Origin of the sequence: Streptomyces tricolor, from assembly GCF_002155905.1 — a bacterium.
Classification (GTDB): domain Bacteria; phylum Actinomycetota; class Actinomycetes; order Streptomycetales; family Streptomycetaceae; genus Streptomyces; species Streptomyces tricolor.
The window spans coordinates 1-15,656 of record NZ_MUMF01000539.1 but is presented as its reverse complement, the minus strand read 5'-3'; the positions used below and the strand labels follow the sequence as shown (position 1 = coordinate 15,656).

Here is a 15,656-nt window from a genome sequence, read left to right as displayed (position 1 = left end):
TTCAGGGTCATCAGGACGGCACCCGGCTGCGGGCCGTCCTGATGACCCTGAACGCCGCCTGACCGGGACACCGCCGATCCCCGGCAGCGCGCGAAGCGCACCCACATGGGCTAAACACCGGCCCTGATGGCTTCGTTGGGCGGTACCCGGAGTGCGGGACGACCCGGCGCCGGGTCAGATGGACGGTGTGCGAAGCCCCATACCCCGTTTCCGCGGCCGGTCCCGCCGGTGCCTCGTCGGCGCCCTGACCGGCCTGCTCCTGATCCTGTCCAGCCCCCCGGCCGTGTCCGAGCCGGCCGGGGGCGTACCCGAGCGCGGCAGCGCCTACATGGGCATCGGCGTCCTCGCCCACGACGGCGACACCGGCACCCGGCCCCCGGCCGCCGCCCGCGCCTCCCAGACCGAGGGCGTCGACGTCTCCAGCCACCAGGGCGACGTCGACTGGCAGACGCTGTGGGACAGCGGCACCAAGTGGGCCTACACCAAGGCCACGGAGGGGACGTACTACACCAACCCCTACTTCACCCAGCAGTACGACGGCTCGTACGGCATCGGCATGGTCCGCGGCGCCTACCACTTCGCCACCCCGGACACGACCGGCGGCGCCGCCCAGGCCGACTGGTTCGTGGACCACGGCGGCGGCTGGTCGCAGGACGGCAAGACCCTCCCCGGCGCCCTCGACATCGAGTGGAACCCGTACGGCGACGCCTGCTACGGCAAGTCCCAGAGCGGCATGGTCGGCTGGATCCGCGACTTCCTGGACCGTTACAAGGCCCGCACCGGGCGGGACGCGGTCATCTACACGGCCACCAACTGGTGGATCCAGTGCACCGGCGACCACACCGGCTTCGGTACGACCAACCCGCTGTGGATCGCGCGCTACGCCTCGACCGTCGGTCCGCTGCCGGCGGGCTGGTCGTCGTACACGATGTGGCAGTACACCTCCAGCGGCATGACGGTCGGCGACCACGACCGCTTCAACGGCTCCCAGGACACCCTGCGGGACTTCGCCTCGGCTGAGCACCAAGCGGTGGTCCAGGGCTCCTCCGACAGCCGATGACGCTCCGCGTCCGCCCGGAACCGGATCTCGGCCGGGGCGCTCGGCCGGCCCCGGCGGGACACCCGGGAGCGGAGCCGTCCACCCGTGCGGGCACACCGGGCCGCGCGACGCGGGACCCCACGGAAGACGGCCCGGAAGGCGATGGGTGGTGATGGACAGGTGACGGCAGAGCCGAGCGGGGCGCCGCTGGAGGAGTTCCTCGCCGATCCCGCCAACTGCATCCTGGACCTGGCGACCGCGGTGGCCCACTGCGCGAAGTCGCTGGGCCTGCCGCACGCCGTGGTCTACCTCGCCGACCTCCAGCAGCGCCATCTCGTGCCGCTCACCGACGTGGCCGCCACCCTGCCCATCGACGAATCGCTCGCCGGGTGGTGCTACCGCACCCAGTCCCTGCGCGTGGAGGAGTCCGAGCGGGACGGGCTGACGGCCTGGTTCCCCCTCCTGGACGGCGCCGAGCGGCTCGGCGTGCTCGCCGTCCACGCGCAGGCGATCACCGCGACCTCCCTGCGGCAGGGCCGGGCCCTCGCCGCCCTCCTCGCGATGATGATCACCTCCAAGCGGGCCTACAAGGACTCCTTCGTCCGGCGCACCCGCACCGAGGCCATGCGCCTGCCCGCCGAGATGCTGCGCGCCTTCCTGCCGCCGCGCACCATCGGCAACGGCCAGGTCGTCTCCACCGCCGTCCTGGAACCCGCCTACGACATCGGCGGCGACGCCTTCGACCACTCCCTCACCACCAACGCCCTGCACGCCGTCGTCCTGGACGCCATGGGGCACAACCTGCTCTCGGGGCTGACCAGCGCGGTGGCCCTCGCGGCCTGCCGCAACGCCCGGCGCACCGACGCCGACCTGCGCTCCCTCGTGGACGGCGTGGACGAGGCGCTCAGCCAGTGGCTGCCGGACCAGTTCTGCACCGGGATCCTCGCCCAGTTCGACTTCACCACCGGGGTGCTGCAATGGAGCAACTGCGGGCATCCCGCGCCGCTCCTGATCCGCGGACAGCGGCTGATCGTGGACGCGCTGGTCCGCGAGCCCGACCCGCCCATGGGCCTGCGGTCCCTGCTGTTCTCGCGGGACCGCCGGGTGCACGAGACCCGGCTCGAGCCCGGCGACCGGGTGCTGCTCTACACCGACGGCGTCACCGAGGCCCGGATGGCCGACGGCCGGCTGCTCGGCCTGGAGCGCTTCGCGGACTACGTCATCCGGGCCAGCACCACCGGCGAGATCGCGCCCGAGACGCTCAGACGCCTGATCCACTCGCTGCTGGACTCCGAGGACAGCCGGCTCCGGGACGACGCCACGATCGTGATGTTCGAGTGGCAGCCGAACCACTGAATCCCTCCGGCCGGCCGGGACGAGCGGCCGCTCCCGGCACCGGCGGCACGGCGGTCGCCGGGCGCCGGTTAGGCTCGACGCGTGCCGCATGTCGAGATCCTCCAGCTGCTCGTCTCCCCGGTGCACCGGCTCGCCGGCCGGCCGGGCGAGGGCCTGCCCGAGCTGCCGCCCGGCGAACTGGTGACGACGGCCGAGGTGCGGGCGGGCCTCGGCATCGTCGGCGACCGCTACTTCAACCACCCCGCCCACCGCAACGCCTCGGTCACCCTCATGGCGGCCGAGCGGCTGCCGGGCCCGCACCCGGCCGGCCTCCTCCGCACCCGGCGCAACGTCCTGCTGCGCGGGATCGACATCGACGCCTACATCGGCCGTACGGTCTTCCTCGACTGCGGAACCGGACCGGTGGACCTGGAGGTGCGCAGCGCCGCCCGGCCGTGCGCCTGGATGGACACCACGCTCGGCCCCGGCGCGCAGCGCGCCCTGCGCGGCGGCGGGGGAGTGCGCTGCCGGCCGCTGACCGACGGCGTCCTCACCGTGGGGCCCGCCCTCTTCGGGGTGCGCGCTCCCCAGGACCCGGCGTCCGGCGCATGAGGACGGCGATCGGGTCGGCACGCACTGAGTACGGCGTATGAGTACGACGACTCAGGCGCCGGACCCCCACGGTCATGGAGGTTGAGGGCATGACAACGCCGACCCCCTCCGCGACGACGTACCCCCCGACCCCACCATCGGGACCGGCGCCGCAGCACGCGCCGGCCCGGTCCCGATGGTGGGCGGTGGCCGGGGTGATCGCGCTGCTGCTCGTCGTCGCGGGCGGGGTGGCGACCGTCCGGTGGGTGCGCGGCGGGGACGACGGCCCGCTCGCCGGCCGGCCCCGGGTGACGGACACCCGCGCCGGCCTGTCCTACGGCGTCCCCGAGGGCTGGAAGCACGACGCCGCACAGGACAAGAAGCTGATCGGCGCCTTCTCCTCGCAGATCGGCAACGCCCCCGCCGCGAAGTCCACCGAGACCGGCGGCACCGTGCTCGCGGGCCGGGCCGGGCAGGCCGTGCCCCGCGCCGGCCTGGAGCGGGCGACGGAGTCGGCCGCCCGCTCCAACGCCGCGTTCTTCTTCCCCGACCGGCCCGCCACTCTGGAGGAGTCGCACGCCACCACCCTGGACGGCCAGCCGGCGCACACCGCCGTCCTGCGCATCCAGGGGGAGCAGGGCAGCAGCCGCCTGAAGATGACCGTGGTCACGATCCACGGCGAGCGCACCTCCTTCCTGCTCGGACTCACCACCGGCGCGGCGGACCGCTCGGTCACCGAGGATGTCGACGCCGTCCTCGCCAGTGCCACGGTCGACTGACCGGGGCCGCGCTCACGCCCCCGAGGCGGCCAGCTGGTCGGCCAGCCGGTGGGCCTGGGTGAGCAGCGCGCCGTAGGTGGCGACCTCGTCCGGATCGTCCGTCGTGGAGCGGACCAGATCCCGGCGCAGGTCCGCCAGGGTGCCGCGCAGTTCCGCCACGGCCTCGCGCAGCTCGTCCTCGCACTCGTCGCCGAACCGGCTGTGGTTGTACAGCCGCAGCGCGCGGGCGGTCCGGCCCAGGAACTCCGCGTACCGCCGGGCGAGCCCGGGGTGCGGCCGGCGCGCGGCGCGGTCCTCGGCGGCGGCCTCCAGCACGGTGCGGGTCACCCCCTGGGTGTGCACGGCCGCGTAGTCCAGCACCACCAGGGCGTCGTCGTACCCCTTGCCGGGCAGCGGCAGGGCGCCGGTACGGCGGCGGCGCAGGTTGACGCGCAGGCTCTCCCGGCTCCACTCGACCGCCGAGCGGGCCTGCTCCACCCGCCGGTGCAGCCGGAGCGCACGCTCGTGCCAGGCGCCGGCCTCCTCGGCGTCCCAGTGCCCCGCGGCCAGCCCGTCGGCCACGGCCCGCAGGATGTCATGGGCCTCCTCGGTCGCGTCCCGCAGCACGGCCCGGGTGTCGCGCAGATACAGCGGCGGCCGGACCAGCGCGTTCACGGCGATGCCGACCACCGCGCCGAACAGGGCCTCGGCGAGCCGGGCCGTGGAGGTGGCGACGGTGACGGACCCGTTGGTCAGGACGAACAGGGCGCCGGTGGCCGCGTAGATGCCCTGACTGCCCAGGCGCCGCCACTGGCCCAGCAGCATCACGAGGGGGAGGACCACCGCCATCGCGGCCATCGTGCTGTGCAGCAGCAGGGCGACCGCGGTGGCCGCCACGGTGCCGGCCGCGATCGCCGCGAGCTGCTGCAGACCGTGCGCGATCGACCGGTACACGGTCGACTCCACCAGGACGACGGCCACCCACGGCGCGACGAACGCCACCGGCGCCCGCAGCCACCAGCCGGCCACCGCCCAGGCCACCCAGGCGGCCAGCGCCGCCTTCCCCGCCTGGACGGCCAGGTCCCGCTCCCGTCCCGGCCCCGCCCAGGCCCGCCGCGCCGCGCGCACCGCGGCCACCCCGTCACGTCGTACGCCCTGCCAGGCCAGTCGTATTCCACGCACGGCGCCTCGGGTGCCACTTCCGGCACGGGTCCATGCCAGCCGGGTGGCCGGAAGACCGGAAAGTCCGGTGGCCCGGGAGTCCGCGAGGCCGGCGGCCCGGTACGCGGGCGCCCGGGTGCCTGCGCTCGGGGCCCGGTGCCCGGCACCGGCACGCGCGGTCCGTTCAGGCCGCCCGCTCGGTGCCCGCTCGGGCCGCCTCGGTCCAGGCGGCCTCGCGCAGCAGCCGCAGACCGTTGAGGCCGACGAGGACCGTGGAGCCCTCGTGGCCGAGGACGCCGAGGGGCAGCGGCAGCGTGCCCGCGAGGTCCCAGACGACCAGGCCCGAGATGAACACACCCGCGACGACGAGGTTCTGCACGACCAGCCGGCGGGCGCGCCGGGAGAGGGCGACGACGGCCGGCACCGCGGCCAGTTCGTCGCGCACGATCACCGCGTCGGCGGTCTCCAGCGCCAGGTCGGAACCGGCGCGGCCCATCGCGACACCCGCGTGCGCGGCGGCCAGCGCGGGCGCGTCGTTGACCCCGTCGCCGACGACCAGCATCCGGCGGCCGGCCTTCTGCTCCGCGCGGACGGCACCCACCTTCTCCTCGGGCAGCAGCCCGGCCCGGACGTCACGGACACCGACCTCGTCGCCGAGCCGGGCGGCGGCCCGCGGGTTGTCGCCCGTGAGCAGCATCGGGGGGACCCGGGTCAACGCGGTGAGGGCGGCGACGGTGACGGCGGCGTCCGCCCGCACCCGGTCGGCGATCCCGAGCACTCCGACCGTGACCCCGTCCACCTGCACCACCACGGCGGTACGGCCGCCGGCTTCCAGGTCCGCCACGACGGCCGGGGCGGCGGGGGAGCCGGCCGGCGGCGGGTTCGCCGGGCGTGCCGGCGCCGTCGCCCTGCCCGGTGGTCACCGGGAGAACGGGGCCGTCCGTCGCGTCGGCCGGCAGGCGGGGCGGCGCGCCCACCGTGACCCTGTGCGTTCCGACCGTGGCGGTGACGCCCACGCCCGGTGTGGAGGTGAAGTCCCGGGCGGTGGGGACGGTGAGGCCGCGGGCGCGGGCGGCGTCCGTCACCGCCCTGGCGAGGGGGTGTTCGCTCGGGTGCTCGGCCGCCGCCGCGAGCGTGAGCAGCTCCCGCTCGGTCAGGCCGGCACCGGGCAGCGGTACGACGTCCGTCACCTGCGGGGTGCCCTCGGTGAGGGTGCCCGTCTTGTCCAGCGCGACCGCGTCCACCTCGCCGAGGCGTTCCATGACGACGGCCGACTTCACCAGCACCCCGTGCCGGCCGGCGTTGGCGATCGCCGACAGCAGCGGCGGCATGGTCGCCAGGACGACCGCGCAGGGCGAAGCGACGATCATGAAGGTCATGGCCCGCAGCAGCGACTCGGTCAGCGCGGCCCCGAAGGCGAGCGGCACGGCGAACACGGCGAGGGTCGCGGCGACCATGCCGAGCGAGTAGCGCTGCTCGACCTTCTCGATGAAGAGCTGGGTCGGGGCCTTGGTCTCGGACGCCTCCTGGACCATGCGGACGATCCGGGCGATCACCGAGTCGGCGGCGTCCCGGCCGACCCGCACGCGCAGCGCGCCGGTGCCGTTGAGCGTGCCGGCGAACACCTCGTCACCGGGCTCCTTGGCGACCGGCAGCGGTTCACCGGTGATGGTGGCCTGGTCGACCTCGCTCGTTCCGTCCAGCACCCGGCCGTCGGCGCCGATCCGCTCACCGGGCCGCACCAGCACCGTGTCGCCGACGGTGAGGTCCGTCGGGGCGACCGTCTCCTCCGTGCCGTCGGGCCGCAGCCGGGTCGCGGTGGCGGGGGCCAGGTCCAGCAGGCCCCGCACCGAGTCGGCGGTGCGGGCGGTGGCCAGCGCCTCCAGCGCCCCGGAGGTGGCGAAGATGACGATCAGCAGGGCCCCGTCCATCACCTGGCCGACGGCCGCGGCCCCCAGCGCCGCCACGATCATCAGCAGGTCGACGTCCAGGGTCTTCTCGGCCAGCGCCCGCAGCCCCGCCCACGCGGGCTCCCAGCCGCCGGCGGCGTAGGCGAGCGCGTACGGCACCCCCCAGGCCCAGCCGGGCGCGCCGGTGAGCTGGAGGGGCAGGGCGATCAGGAACAACACCGTGGCCGCCGCCGCCCAGCGGGCCTCGGGCAGTGCGAAGACCCGGGTACGGCGGCGGGGAGCGGCGGGCTCGGCGCGGGCGGCACCGGCGGGCGAGAGGCGGTCGGTCAGGACGGAGGACATGACGGAGGGACCCTTCGGCAGGGCGGACGGCGGGCAACGGCACCCACCATACAGGTACATATGAAGAAGTCTTCAAGTGTCGTCTGTATGATGACTGCCATGGGTCATGGAGCAACTCCCGCGCGGACAGCGGTTCCACGCACACGTCTCGACGTGGACAGCGCCACGCGCGTGGCCACCACCCTCCAGGCCCTCGCCACCCCGTCCCGGCTGCTGATCCTGGCCCGGCTGCGCGAGGGCCCGTGCGCGGCCACCGAGCTCGCCGCCGAGGTCGGCATGGAGCAGTCCGCCTGCTCGCACCAGCTGCGGCTGCTGCGCAACCTCGGCCTGGTCGTCGGCCGCCGCCAGGGCCGCTCGGTGATCTACGCCCTGTACGACGGCCATGTCGCCGAACTCCTCGACCAGGCCGTCTACCACATCGAGCACCTGCGCCTCGGTCTGAGCGACGGCGCGGAACCCGGCCTCCCGGAGGAAACGCCGCCCGGCACCGCACGCTAGCCGGGAGGTGAGCGCGGGGCCGGGGCACGCGAAGCGAGGGAGGGAACGGGGAAGCGCGCACTGAGCGGCACGGCGTGAAGGCCGACCGCGGCGCGCCGTGACCGGCGACGCCGCGGCCGGCCTCCGGCCGTCTGTGTCGCAACGGGCGGACCGTCTTCGCCGCACCCCTCACCCCCGAGGGCGACACGGTCGGACCGCTCCGCGCGTCAGCCTCCGGGGTGACGAGTTCGGGGGCGGACCGGCTCCCTCCCGGTGCCCCGGCATCCGCCCCGCGCGGGCCCGGCGCGACGCCGCCGGCTCCCGGGCCCGCCGCGGCCCCGGTCCGTCACACGAGGCTCGGCGGGGTCCAGTCGGCGTGCCGCAGGATCGCTCGCATCGTCGCCCGGGACGGGGCGAGCCGTAGCCCGGTGTTGCGCAGCGCGAGGGCCAGTGGATGGGACAGCTGCTGGCCCATCCGGCCGGCCTGGCGGGCGGCGCGGGCCACCGACTGGGCCCGGGGGCGGCGCTCGGCGTCGTACCGGGTCAGTGCCGCGCCGACCGTGGGCTCCCCGGCGAGCGCGGCGGCCAGTGTGGCCGCGTCCTCCAGGGCCTGGCAGGCGCCCTGGCCGAGATGCGGCGTCATGGCGTGCGCCGCATCGCCGAGGAGCGCCACCCGGCCCGCCGCGAACGACGGCAGCGGCGTGACCAGTTCATGGATGTCGTGGTGCAGGACGGCCTCGGGCCGGGTGGCGGCCAGCAGCGTGGGGATCGGCTCGTGCCAGCCGCCGAAACGGCCGCGCAGCATGCCGAGCGGATCGGTGTGGCGGACCCCGGCGGGCGCGTTGAGCACCGCGTGCCACTCGGCGCGGCCGTCGGTGAACCCGATGTGCCCGAACTCCGCTCCCGCGCCCCAGGTCAGTTCGAAGTCGGTGCGCACCTCCACCGGGTCTTCGGTGACGGCCCGCAGGACCGTCGAACCGCCGTACACCGCACCGGGATGGTCCGGGAACAGCAGCCCGCGCAGCCGGCTGTGCACACCGTCCGCCGCGACGACCAGGTCCGCGTCCAGGACGCCGTCCCCGACGGGCACGCCCACCCGGTCCGGGTCCGACAGGTCGAGCGTGCGCACGGTCGCGCCGACCAGCAGGCACTCGGCGGGCAGCGCCGACCGCAGCAGGCGGTGCAGGACCGCGCGCGGAATGCCGACGATGGGCGAGCCCAGCTCGCGTTCCAGCAGACGGCCGTCCATGCGGGACAGCCACCGGCCGTCGGGGGTGCGGGTGCCCCCGGTGTACTGCGGGCGGGCCGCCGCCCGGACCTCCTGGCCCACGCCCACGGCGTCCAGCGCGCGCAGCCCGTTCGCGTGCAGGGAGATGCCCGCGCCCGCGTCGGCCAGCACGGCGGCCCGCTCCACCACCCGCACCTCCCAGCCGATCCGCCGCAGGCCCAGGGCCGCGGCCAGCCCGCCGATACCGCCGCCCACCACCACCGCCGTACCACCCATGCCGGTCCCCTCCGCATCGCAGTGCTTCTACACCTGTAGAAGCACCCTAGCGCGGGTGTTCTACGGATGTAGAAGGGGGTGTAGAAAGAGGGGGTGGCCACAGACCGACGTACTCTGCTCGCCGACACGGCGATCGCCGTGCTCGCCGACACCGGCATGCGGGGGCTGACCCATCGCGCCGTGGACCGCGCGGCCCAGCTGCCGCCCGGCACCACCTCCGCCTACTACCGCACCCGGCAGGCCCTGCTGACCGCACTGGTCAGGCGGCTGGTGGCGCTCGACCAGGAGGAGCTGGAGGAGGCCGGCGCGCACACGCCGGTGCCGCGGACCGCCGAGGAACTGACGGCGGGCATCGCGGCGCTGGTCGGGGCGCGGCTCACCGGGGACGGCCGCCGGCGGTCCCTCGCCCGCTACGCCTGCGCCGTGGAGAGTGCGCACCACCCCGAACTGCGCGAGATCCTCCTGCCGCGCGAGAACCAGGGGCGGCGGCTCGTGCGCGCGTTCCTCGCCGCGCAGGGGGTGGCGGACCCGGACGACCGTACGGTGACCTTGCTGACCTGCGTGGACGGGCTGGTCTTCGACCGGCTGGTGCACGGCGGGAGCGTCCAGGAGGAGGAGATCCGCGGGCTCGTCGCCGCCGCGCTGCGCTGAGCCGTACGACGACGGCGGCGCCGCCTCCCTGGGACGGGGAGACGGCGCCGCGCTTCCTCACACGCCTCGCGGCGTCAGACCAGCCACCCGACGAAGTGGACGAGTCCGGCGAGGATGTCGGTGAGAAGGTTCATGTCGTGCTGCTCCTTGCGGTGTAGCTGTACGTGGGACCTGTGCGTCGTCTCCGGTCTGCAGCCCGTCGCTTGCACACCACAAGTGTCGTACCGTCACACCGGTCACGGCGCTCGTACGAGCGACGATCACCTGTTCCAGGGAACAACTGATCCTGTGTTCGGACCGGTCCGCGAAGAGGCCGCTCCTTACGGCCGCCCGCTTGCGGTACGGGACTTGCCTGTTGCCCGCCTCGGCCGGTGCGCCCCGCAAGGCGGTCCGTGGCCGACGGGCCGGGCGGGCACCGGCCGGTCACAGCACCTTCACAACGGGTGCGGGTCGGTCCGCCGGGTCCTGGGCACCCGCCCGGTGTCGTCGGCAGGGAGGGGGTACCTCCATGATCACCGTGGCGCTTCTGCTGCTCCCGGTGCTCAGTCTGCTGCTGTACGGGCTGGACCAGGTCGAGGACCGGTGGCTGCTGCGGGCGTCGAAGGCCCGTCGGCCACGGCACCGTCGGCCGACGCGGGCAGGCCGTCACCGAGCGCTGTGGTGGTCCGGCCGCACCGGCGGTAGCGGATGATCGCCTTCCCGAGTTCGAGCCGCTCGGGCTCGGGAAGCGTGCCGCCCTGCGCGTAGGCCAGGATGTGCTCGGCGACCGTCCGCAGTTTGACGTTCGTGCGCTGGGAGACGTCCCGCAGCGCACGCCAGGCCTCCTCCGGAGCTATCTGCCCCAGCACGACGACGGCGCCGATGGCCTGGTCGATCACGGCGTGCGAGGTCACGGCGCGCTGGAGCTGCTCGTTCTCTTCCTGCAGCCGGTGGTATTCCGACGCCAGGTCGGTGGCCGAGAGCAGGACGAGCGGCTGATGCCGGGAGAGGGCGAAGAAGGCCATGGAGCACCTTTTCCGGGTGGGGGACGTCACTGCCACGCCTGCCCCCAGTGGGCGCTTGCACACGAATTGAACCAGCCGCGCGCTCCCCGGTCACGCCGGACGACGCCGAGCGGCGCAACCCCGCACCGCTCACCCCGCGGTATCGGCCCCCTGGCCTCCTTCTCGCTGCCGACCGGATCCGGATGTCCGGACAACCGGATCCGGGAAGGAGGAACTACCCCTCGACGTCCTGCGTCGCCCGCTCCACCGGCAGCAGTTCGCGGATGTCCGCGGGCAGTGCGTGGGCCATCCGCTCGGTCAGCTCCGGGGCCAGGGCGGCGTCCAGGACCTCCATCACGGCCGCGGCCTCCCGCAGCGCCGTCTCCTCGTCGGTGCCCGCCCGGACGGCGACGCGTCCGGCGAAGGCGGTCAGGCCGAACCGCTCGCCGGCCGTACCCGCGTCGGGAGCGCCCGACGCGTCGGCCGCCTCCCGCATGGCCGCAGCCATGTCCGGCGGCAGCTGGGCGGCCACATGCCGGGCCAGGCCGGACGGCAGCCGTTCCGCCAGCGTGCTCGCGACCGCGTGCGCGGCCCGCTCGGCCGTCCCCCGGTCGGGCAGCTGGGCCAGCGCCTGCACCTTTCCGATCATCTCGTCGTGCCGCATGAGACCGGTCCCTTCCGCACGATGTGCCGAGGTACGCCCGTCACCCGGGCGTGGCGGCACTCGCCGAGTACCCCGCACCCGCGTCCGGTCACCGGCGAGCGGGCCACCGGACCCGGTGGCGTCGACCGCCCGCCGCGGGGTACGCGTCGGCAGCGGAACATCGGTGGACAGGTGTGCGAGGTGTGCATGGCAGACGCGGGACTTGCGGCACCGCTGTGGGACGTCCACAACGGGCAGGGGCCGCGCCAACTGGCCGAACTGGGCCTCGCGCTGGTGCTGTCGAGCCTCATCGGCTGGGAGCGCGCGGCACAGCAGAAGAGCGCCGGGCTGCGCACCCACACGCTGGTGGGTATCGCCAGCGCCCTGATGATGGAGGTGTCCCAGCACGGCTTCACCGCGGTGCTCGGCCTGGAGAACGTCTCCTTCGACCCCTCCCGCGTCGCCGCGCAGATCGTCTCCGGGATCGGCTTCATCGGCGGCGGGCTCATCTTCGTACGACGGGACGCCGTGCGCGGGCTGACCACCGCCGCCACCATCTGGCTGACCTGTGCGGTCGGCATGGCCTGCGGCGGGGGACTGCCCATCCTCGCGCTGGCGGTGACGGCGCTGCACTTCCTGGTGGTGCGGGGCTACCCGCGGCTCACCTCCCGCCTGGTCCCCGGCACGGCGGCCGCCGCCTACGAGGCCCGCCTGACCTACCGCACCGGTTCGGCGCTGCTGCCACGGCTGATGCAGGCCTGCACCCGGCGCGGCTTCCGCATCGTGCAGGTCAAGGTGGAACGGCTGCCCGGCCGCACCGACGACGCCGCGCGGGTGCTGCTGCAGCTGGAGGGCACCGAGGATCCGTCCCGGCTGGCGTCGGAGCTGTTCCTGGACGACGGTGTGCTGGACGTCGAGCTGACCGCCGCGTCGGACGACGAATAGGACGAAGGGGGATAGGCCGAAGAGGAAGAGGCCGAAGAGGAAGAGGCCGAAGAGGAAGAGGGCGAAGAGCCCGGAGACCCGAAGAGCCGTCAGCCCGCGGCGACGCCCGCGCGGCTCAGTCCGCGGCCGTCCGCTGGGTCCACGTCCAGGCGTACTGGAGCCAGTCCGCCACGGTCAGCGCGCCGAGGCCGCCGCACACCAGCCGGGTGAGCCGGGGTGATGCCGTGTAGGAGCACATCAGGGCACCGGTGGCCCAGGCGGCGGTGCAGAACGGGCAGGACAGCAGGTCGCCGGTGGCCCGCCGCAGTCCGCTGCCCCGGGGCTCCTCGATGACCTCGTTGCCCTCACCCTCGCCCGTGCGGCGGGTGAACGGCGCCCGGACGAAGCTGGTGACCTTGTCCTTGGCCAGCAGCCGCGACGCCTTGTACGCCGCCGTGCCGAGCAGCGCCACGTCCCACGGCGGCACCTGCCGCGGCAGCCGTACGCCGCGGCGCCGGGCCAGCAGCGCGAAGGCGCCCGTGCCGGCCGCGAACACGGAGGCGAGGACGGCGTAGCCGCCCAGCGGGACCTCGCCCTGGTCGTCGTAGCGTGCGGCGTCCGTGCTCATGAGACTTCCCGACCTCCCCGGTGCGTGTCCGGACCTGTCACGAGGGCCCCGGGTTCCCCGTGGCCGAAAGACGACACGTGACCTGGGGCCCGCTTCGCGGTAGGCTATTCATCAGTCGATGAATTATCTGGCTTGCTGCTCCGGAGAAGGGCGGGACCACCATGGAAAAGACCACATGCTGTGTCGTCGGGGGCGGTCCGGCGGGCATGGTGCTCGCCCTGCTGCTGGCACGGGCCGGGATCGAGGTCACCGTCCTGGAGAAGCACGCCGATTTCCTGCGGGACTTCCGCGGCGACACGGTCCACCCGTCGACCCTGGCCCTGCTGGACGACCTGGGCCTGGCCGAGCGCTTCGCCCGGCTGCCGCAGCGCCGGGTCCGCACCGTCCAGCTGCCGGTGGGACCCGGCCGCTCGGCGGTCACGGTCGCGGACCTCTCCGCCCTGCGCGGCCCCTACGACTACGTGGCGATGGTCCCGCAATGGGACCTGCTGGACCTGCTCGCCGACGAGGCCCGGCGCGAGCCGTCCTTCCAGCTGCGGACGAACACGGAGGCCACCTCCTTCCTCATCGAGTCCGGGCGGGTCACCGGGGTGCGCTACCGCACCTCCGACGGCCGCACCGGCGAGCTGCGCGCCGTCCTCACCGTCGCCTGCGACGGCCGCGGCTCGCTCGCCCGCGCCCTGCCGGAACTGGGCCTGCACCGCTTCACCTGCCCCATGGACGCGTGGTGGTTCCGCCTGCCGCGGCGGGACGGCGACCCCAGCGGGCTCGTCGGCGGCGCCGGCGAGGGATTCCTCACCGCGATGATCGACCGGGGCGACTACTGGCAGTGCGCCGCGCTGATCCCCAAGGGCACCGACGCCGAGCGCCGCGCGGCCGGCCTCGACCGCTTCCTGGCCGCCTACGCCGCCGCCGTTCCCTGGATCGCCGACCGGGTCCACGCCCTGCGCTCGTGGGACGACGTCAAGCTCCTCGACGTCCACCTGGACCGGCTGCGCCGCTGGCACCGTCCCGGCCTGCTGTGCATCGGCGACGCCGCGCACGCCATGTCCCCGGTCTTCGGCATCGGGGTCAACCTCGCCGTGCAGGACGCCGTGGCCGCCGCACGTCACCTGGTCGAGCCCCTGAGCCGCGGCACCGTGGGTCTGCGGGACGTACGCGGGGTGCAGCGCCGCCGCCGGCCCACCACGGTCGCCACCCAGGCGCTGCAACGGGCGGCCCACGCCCGCTTCATCGCCCCGGTGCTGAGCGGCCGGCCACCCCTGGGCGGCGCGGAACGGGCCCGGCGTGTCGCCGGCCTGGTCGCCGGCTCGCCCTGGCTGCGGCGGCTGCCCGCGTACTTCGTCGCGTACGGCGCCCTCCGGGAGCGGCCGCCCGCCGAGGCGGTCCGCCGACCGGTGCCGGGTGCGCACACCGCCACAGGCGCATCCCGTCCGTGACGAAGCGGTGCCTCGCGCCCGTGTCCCGGGCCAGGGAGGCCGTGGTGTCCAGGTCCCCGCAGGAAGGCCGCGGCGGCTGACGGGGCGCGAGGTGATCCGCAGGGGACTGGCCGCCTTCTGCGAGCGGCAGACGGAGGACGGCGGAGCGCCGCGACCGGAGCAGTCGCCGTGCAGGACGCCGTGGCCGCCGCACGTCACCTGGTCGAGCCCCTGCGCCGCGGCACCGTGGGTCGTCGCGTACGGCGCCCTCCGGGAGCGGCCGCCCGCCGAGGCGGTCCGCCGACCGGTGCCGGGTGCGCACACCGCCACGGGCGCATCCCGTCCGTGACGAAGCGGTGCCTCGCGCCCTTGTCCCGGGCCAGGGGGGCCGTGGTGTCCAGGTTCCCGCAGGAAGGCCGCGGCGGCTGACGGGGCGCGAGGTGATCCGCAGGGGGCTGGCCGCCTTCTGCGAGCGGCGGACGGAGGACGGCGGAGCGCCGCGACCGGAGAAGTCCGGGTACGTGCTGCACACCACCGCGCACCCCGGCGTGTGCGTCGCCGAGACCGTCGCGGTCCTCGACCGCGACGGCGAGGAGGTGACGGTCTCGCTGGTCCAGATCTTCCGTCTCCGCGACGGGCGGATCTCCCGGCTCCGGGACTGCTTCGCGCCGCAGCGGGGCCGGCCGCTGACTCCGGGCGTGCCGCTCGGTTCCGCTCACCCGCTGCGCGGCGGGCGTGGGTCAGGTCACATATGACCTGGTTCGCACCCCCTCCCGGCCCTGCCCGGCGCCGGGCTACCGTTGCGTCGAGCCCTGTACTCCCTCGCATCTCGGACGGCCCGGCTGTGCCCACTGACCTGTCCCCCCTGATCGCCGCGACGGCGCGCTGGCTGACGGTGGCGTACCCGCCGTGCGGCGGTGCGCTGGCCTCCGCGCTGTGCGAGGTGCAGGCCCGGCAGGCGGTGACGGTCGCCGCCTGGCTGCGGTACCCCACCGAGATCGACGCCGGCCTGGTCACCATGGCGGGCCCCGGCGGCACGGCCCGCCTCGACTGGATCACCGGTGCCGAGGCGGCCGGTGACCACTCGGCCGAGGAGTGGGCCTGGCGCACCTGGGTGGACGAGGTCGTGGCCAGCTGGGCCGCCGCGCTGCTCACCGACGCGGAGCTGGCCGGACTGGCCGTCGCCGCGCTGGCCGAGGGCGAGCACACCGCCACGCCGGTCGAGTTCCGCCGGCTGCTCAGCCCCGACGACGGCGACCGCCGCGCCGCGGCCCTGCTCCGCCACCCCGACC

General features: G+C 74.9%; 15 protein-coding genes and 1 pseudogene. 10 read left to right on the top strand and 6 right to left on the bottom strand.

Annotated elements, in window-relative coordinates:
• Positions 1–178: 178 nt before the first annotated feature.
• The 4 genes from CCN44_RS32930 to CCN44_RS32915 all read left to right on the top strand — a co-directional run bounded on the left by CCN44_RS32930 (position 179) and on the right by CCN44_RS32915 (position 3,744).
• Complete coding sequence (locus CCN44_RS32930) at positions 179–1,060, top strand: lysozyme (protein WP_079080827.1); 882 nt, start codon at positions 179–181, stop codon at positions 1,058–1,060.
• Positions 1,061–1,201: 141 nt separating this feature from the next.
• Positions 1,202–2,395, top strand: coding sequence for a PP2C family protein-serine/threonine phosphatase (locus CCN44_RS32925; RefSeq protein ID WP_059247235.1), 1,194 nt, complete (start codon positions 1,202–1,204; stop codon positions 2,393–2,395).
• Positions 2,396–2,476: 81 nt separating this feature from the next.
• Entirely contained in the window at positions 2,477–2,986 is a 510-nt protein-coding gene (locus CCN44_RS32920) for a hypothetical protein (RefSeq protein WP_059247234.1), read from the top strand.
• Positions 2,987–3,171: 185 nt separating this feature from the next.
• A complete protein-coding gene (locus CCN44_RS32915; RefSeq protein WP_086701869.1) occupies positions 3,172–3,744 on the top strand; it encodes a hypothetical protein in 573 nt (190 codons plus the stop codon).
• 12 nt (positions 3,745–3,756) lie between these two features.
• Here CCN44_RS32915 and CCN44_RS32910 read toward each other — a convergent pair whose 3' ends face one another.
• Together CCN44_RS32910 and CCN44_RS32905 are read right to left on the bottom strand one after the other, a co-directional pair.
• Complete coding sequence (locus CCN44_RS32910) at positions 3,757–4,905, bottom strand: FUSC family protein (RefSeq protein ID WP_223284010.1); 1,149 nt, start codon at positions 4,903–4,905, stop codon at positions 3,757–3,759.
• Positions 4,906–5,068: 163 nt separating this feature from the next.
• Positions 5,069–7,136: pseudogene (locus CCN44_RS32905) on the bottom strand (heavy metal translocating P-type ATPase).
• 99 nt (positions 7,137–7,235) lie between these two features.
• Here CCN44_RS32905 and CCN44_RS32900 point away from each other — a divergent pair.
• Positions 7,236–7,634, top strand: a complete 399-nt coding sequence (locus CCN44_RS32900; protein WP_086701866.1) for an ArsR/SmtB family transcription factor — start codon at positions 7,236–7,238, stop codon at positions 7,632–7,634.
• Between the two features lie 325 nt (positions 7,635–7,959).
• Here the strand turns inward: CCN44_RS32900 and CCN44_RS32895 are convergent, their stop codons facing one another.
• Positions 7,960–9,117 (bottom strand): FAD-dependent monooxygenase, encoded by a 1,158-nt coding sequence (locus CCN44_RS32895; protein ID WP_086701864.1) that lies wholly within the window; start codon positions 9,115–9,117, stop codon positions 7,960–7,962.
• A 93-nt stretch (positions 9,118–9,210) separates the two neighbouring features.
• Between CCN44_RS32895 and CCN44_RS32890 the strand changes: the two genes are divergently transcribed.
• Entirely contained in the window at positions 9,211–9,768 is a 558-nt protein-coding gene (locus tag CCN44_RS32890) for a TetR/AcrR family transcriptional regulator (protein ID WP_086701861.1), read from the top strand.
• A 542-nt stretch (positions 9,769–10,310) separates the two neighbouring features.
• On the opposite strand, the gene CCN44_RS32885 is transcribed toward CCN44_RS32890, so the two are convergent.
• Positions 10,311–10,772, bottom strand: coding sequence for an ANTAR domain-containing protein (locus CCN44_RS32885; protein ID WP_086701858.1), 462 nt, complete (start codon positions 10,770–10,772; stop codon positions 10,311–10,313).
• A 214-nt stretch (positions 10,773–10,986) separates the two neighbouring features.
• Positions 10,987–11,415, bottom strand: coding sequence for a DUF2267 domain-containing protein (locus CCN44_RS32880; protein WP_086701855.1), 429 nt, complete (start codon positions 11,413–11,415; stop codon positions 10,987–10,989).
• A gap of 186 nt (positions 11,416–11,601) precedes the next feature.
• Between CCN44_RS32880 and CCN44_RS32875 the strand changes: the two genes are divergently transcribed.
• Complete coding sequence (locus tag CCN44_RS32875; RefSeq protein ID WP_086701852.1) at positions 11,602–12,339, top strand: MgtC/SapB family protein; 738 nt, start codon at positions 11,602–11,604, stop codon at positions 12,337–12,339.
• A gap of 115 nt (positions 12,340–12,454) precedes the next feature.
• On the opposite strand, the gene CCN44_RS32870 is transcribed toward CCN44_RS32875, so the two are convergent.
• The gene (locus tag CCN44_RS32870) at positions 12,455–12,946 is read right to left on the bottom strand and encodes a DUF1360 domain-containing protein (protein WP_059247224.1); all 492 of its coding nucleotides are present in this window, start codon (positions 12,944–12,946) and stop codon (positions 12,455–12,457) included.
• 161 nt (positions 12,947–13,107) lie between these two features.
• Between CCN44_RS32870 and CCN44_RS32865 the strand changes: the two genes are divergently transcribed.
• From CCN44_RS32865 to CCN44_RS32855, 3 genes are all read left to right on the top strand, one after another.
• Positions 13,108–14,385 carry an FAD-dependent oxidoreductase gene (locus CCN44_RS32865; RefSeq protein ID WP_059247223.1) on the top strand — a complete coding sequence of 426 codons (1,278 nt, stop codon included), beginning with the start codon at positions 13,108–13,110 and terminating at the stop codon, positions 14,383–14,385.
• 419 nt (positions 14,386–14,804) lie between these two features.
• Positions 14,805–15,119, top strand: a complete 315-nt coding sequence (locus tag CCN44_RS32860) for a nuclear transport factor 2-like protein (protein WP_059247222.1) — start codon at positions 14,805–14,807, stop codon at positions 15,117–15,119.
• A gap of 89 nt (positions 15,120–15,208) precedes the next feature.
• Positions 15,209–15,656 (top strand): hypothetical protein (locus tag CCN44_RS32855; RefSeq protein WP_086701849.1); only part of this gene is annotated, 448 nt, incomplete at its 3' end.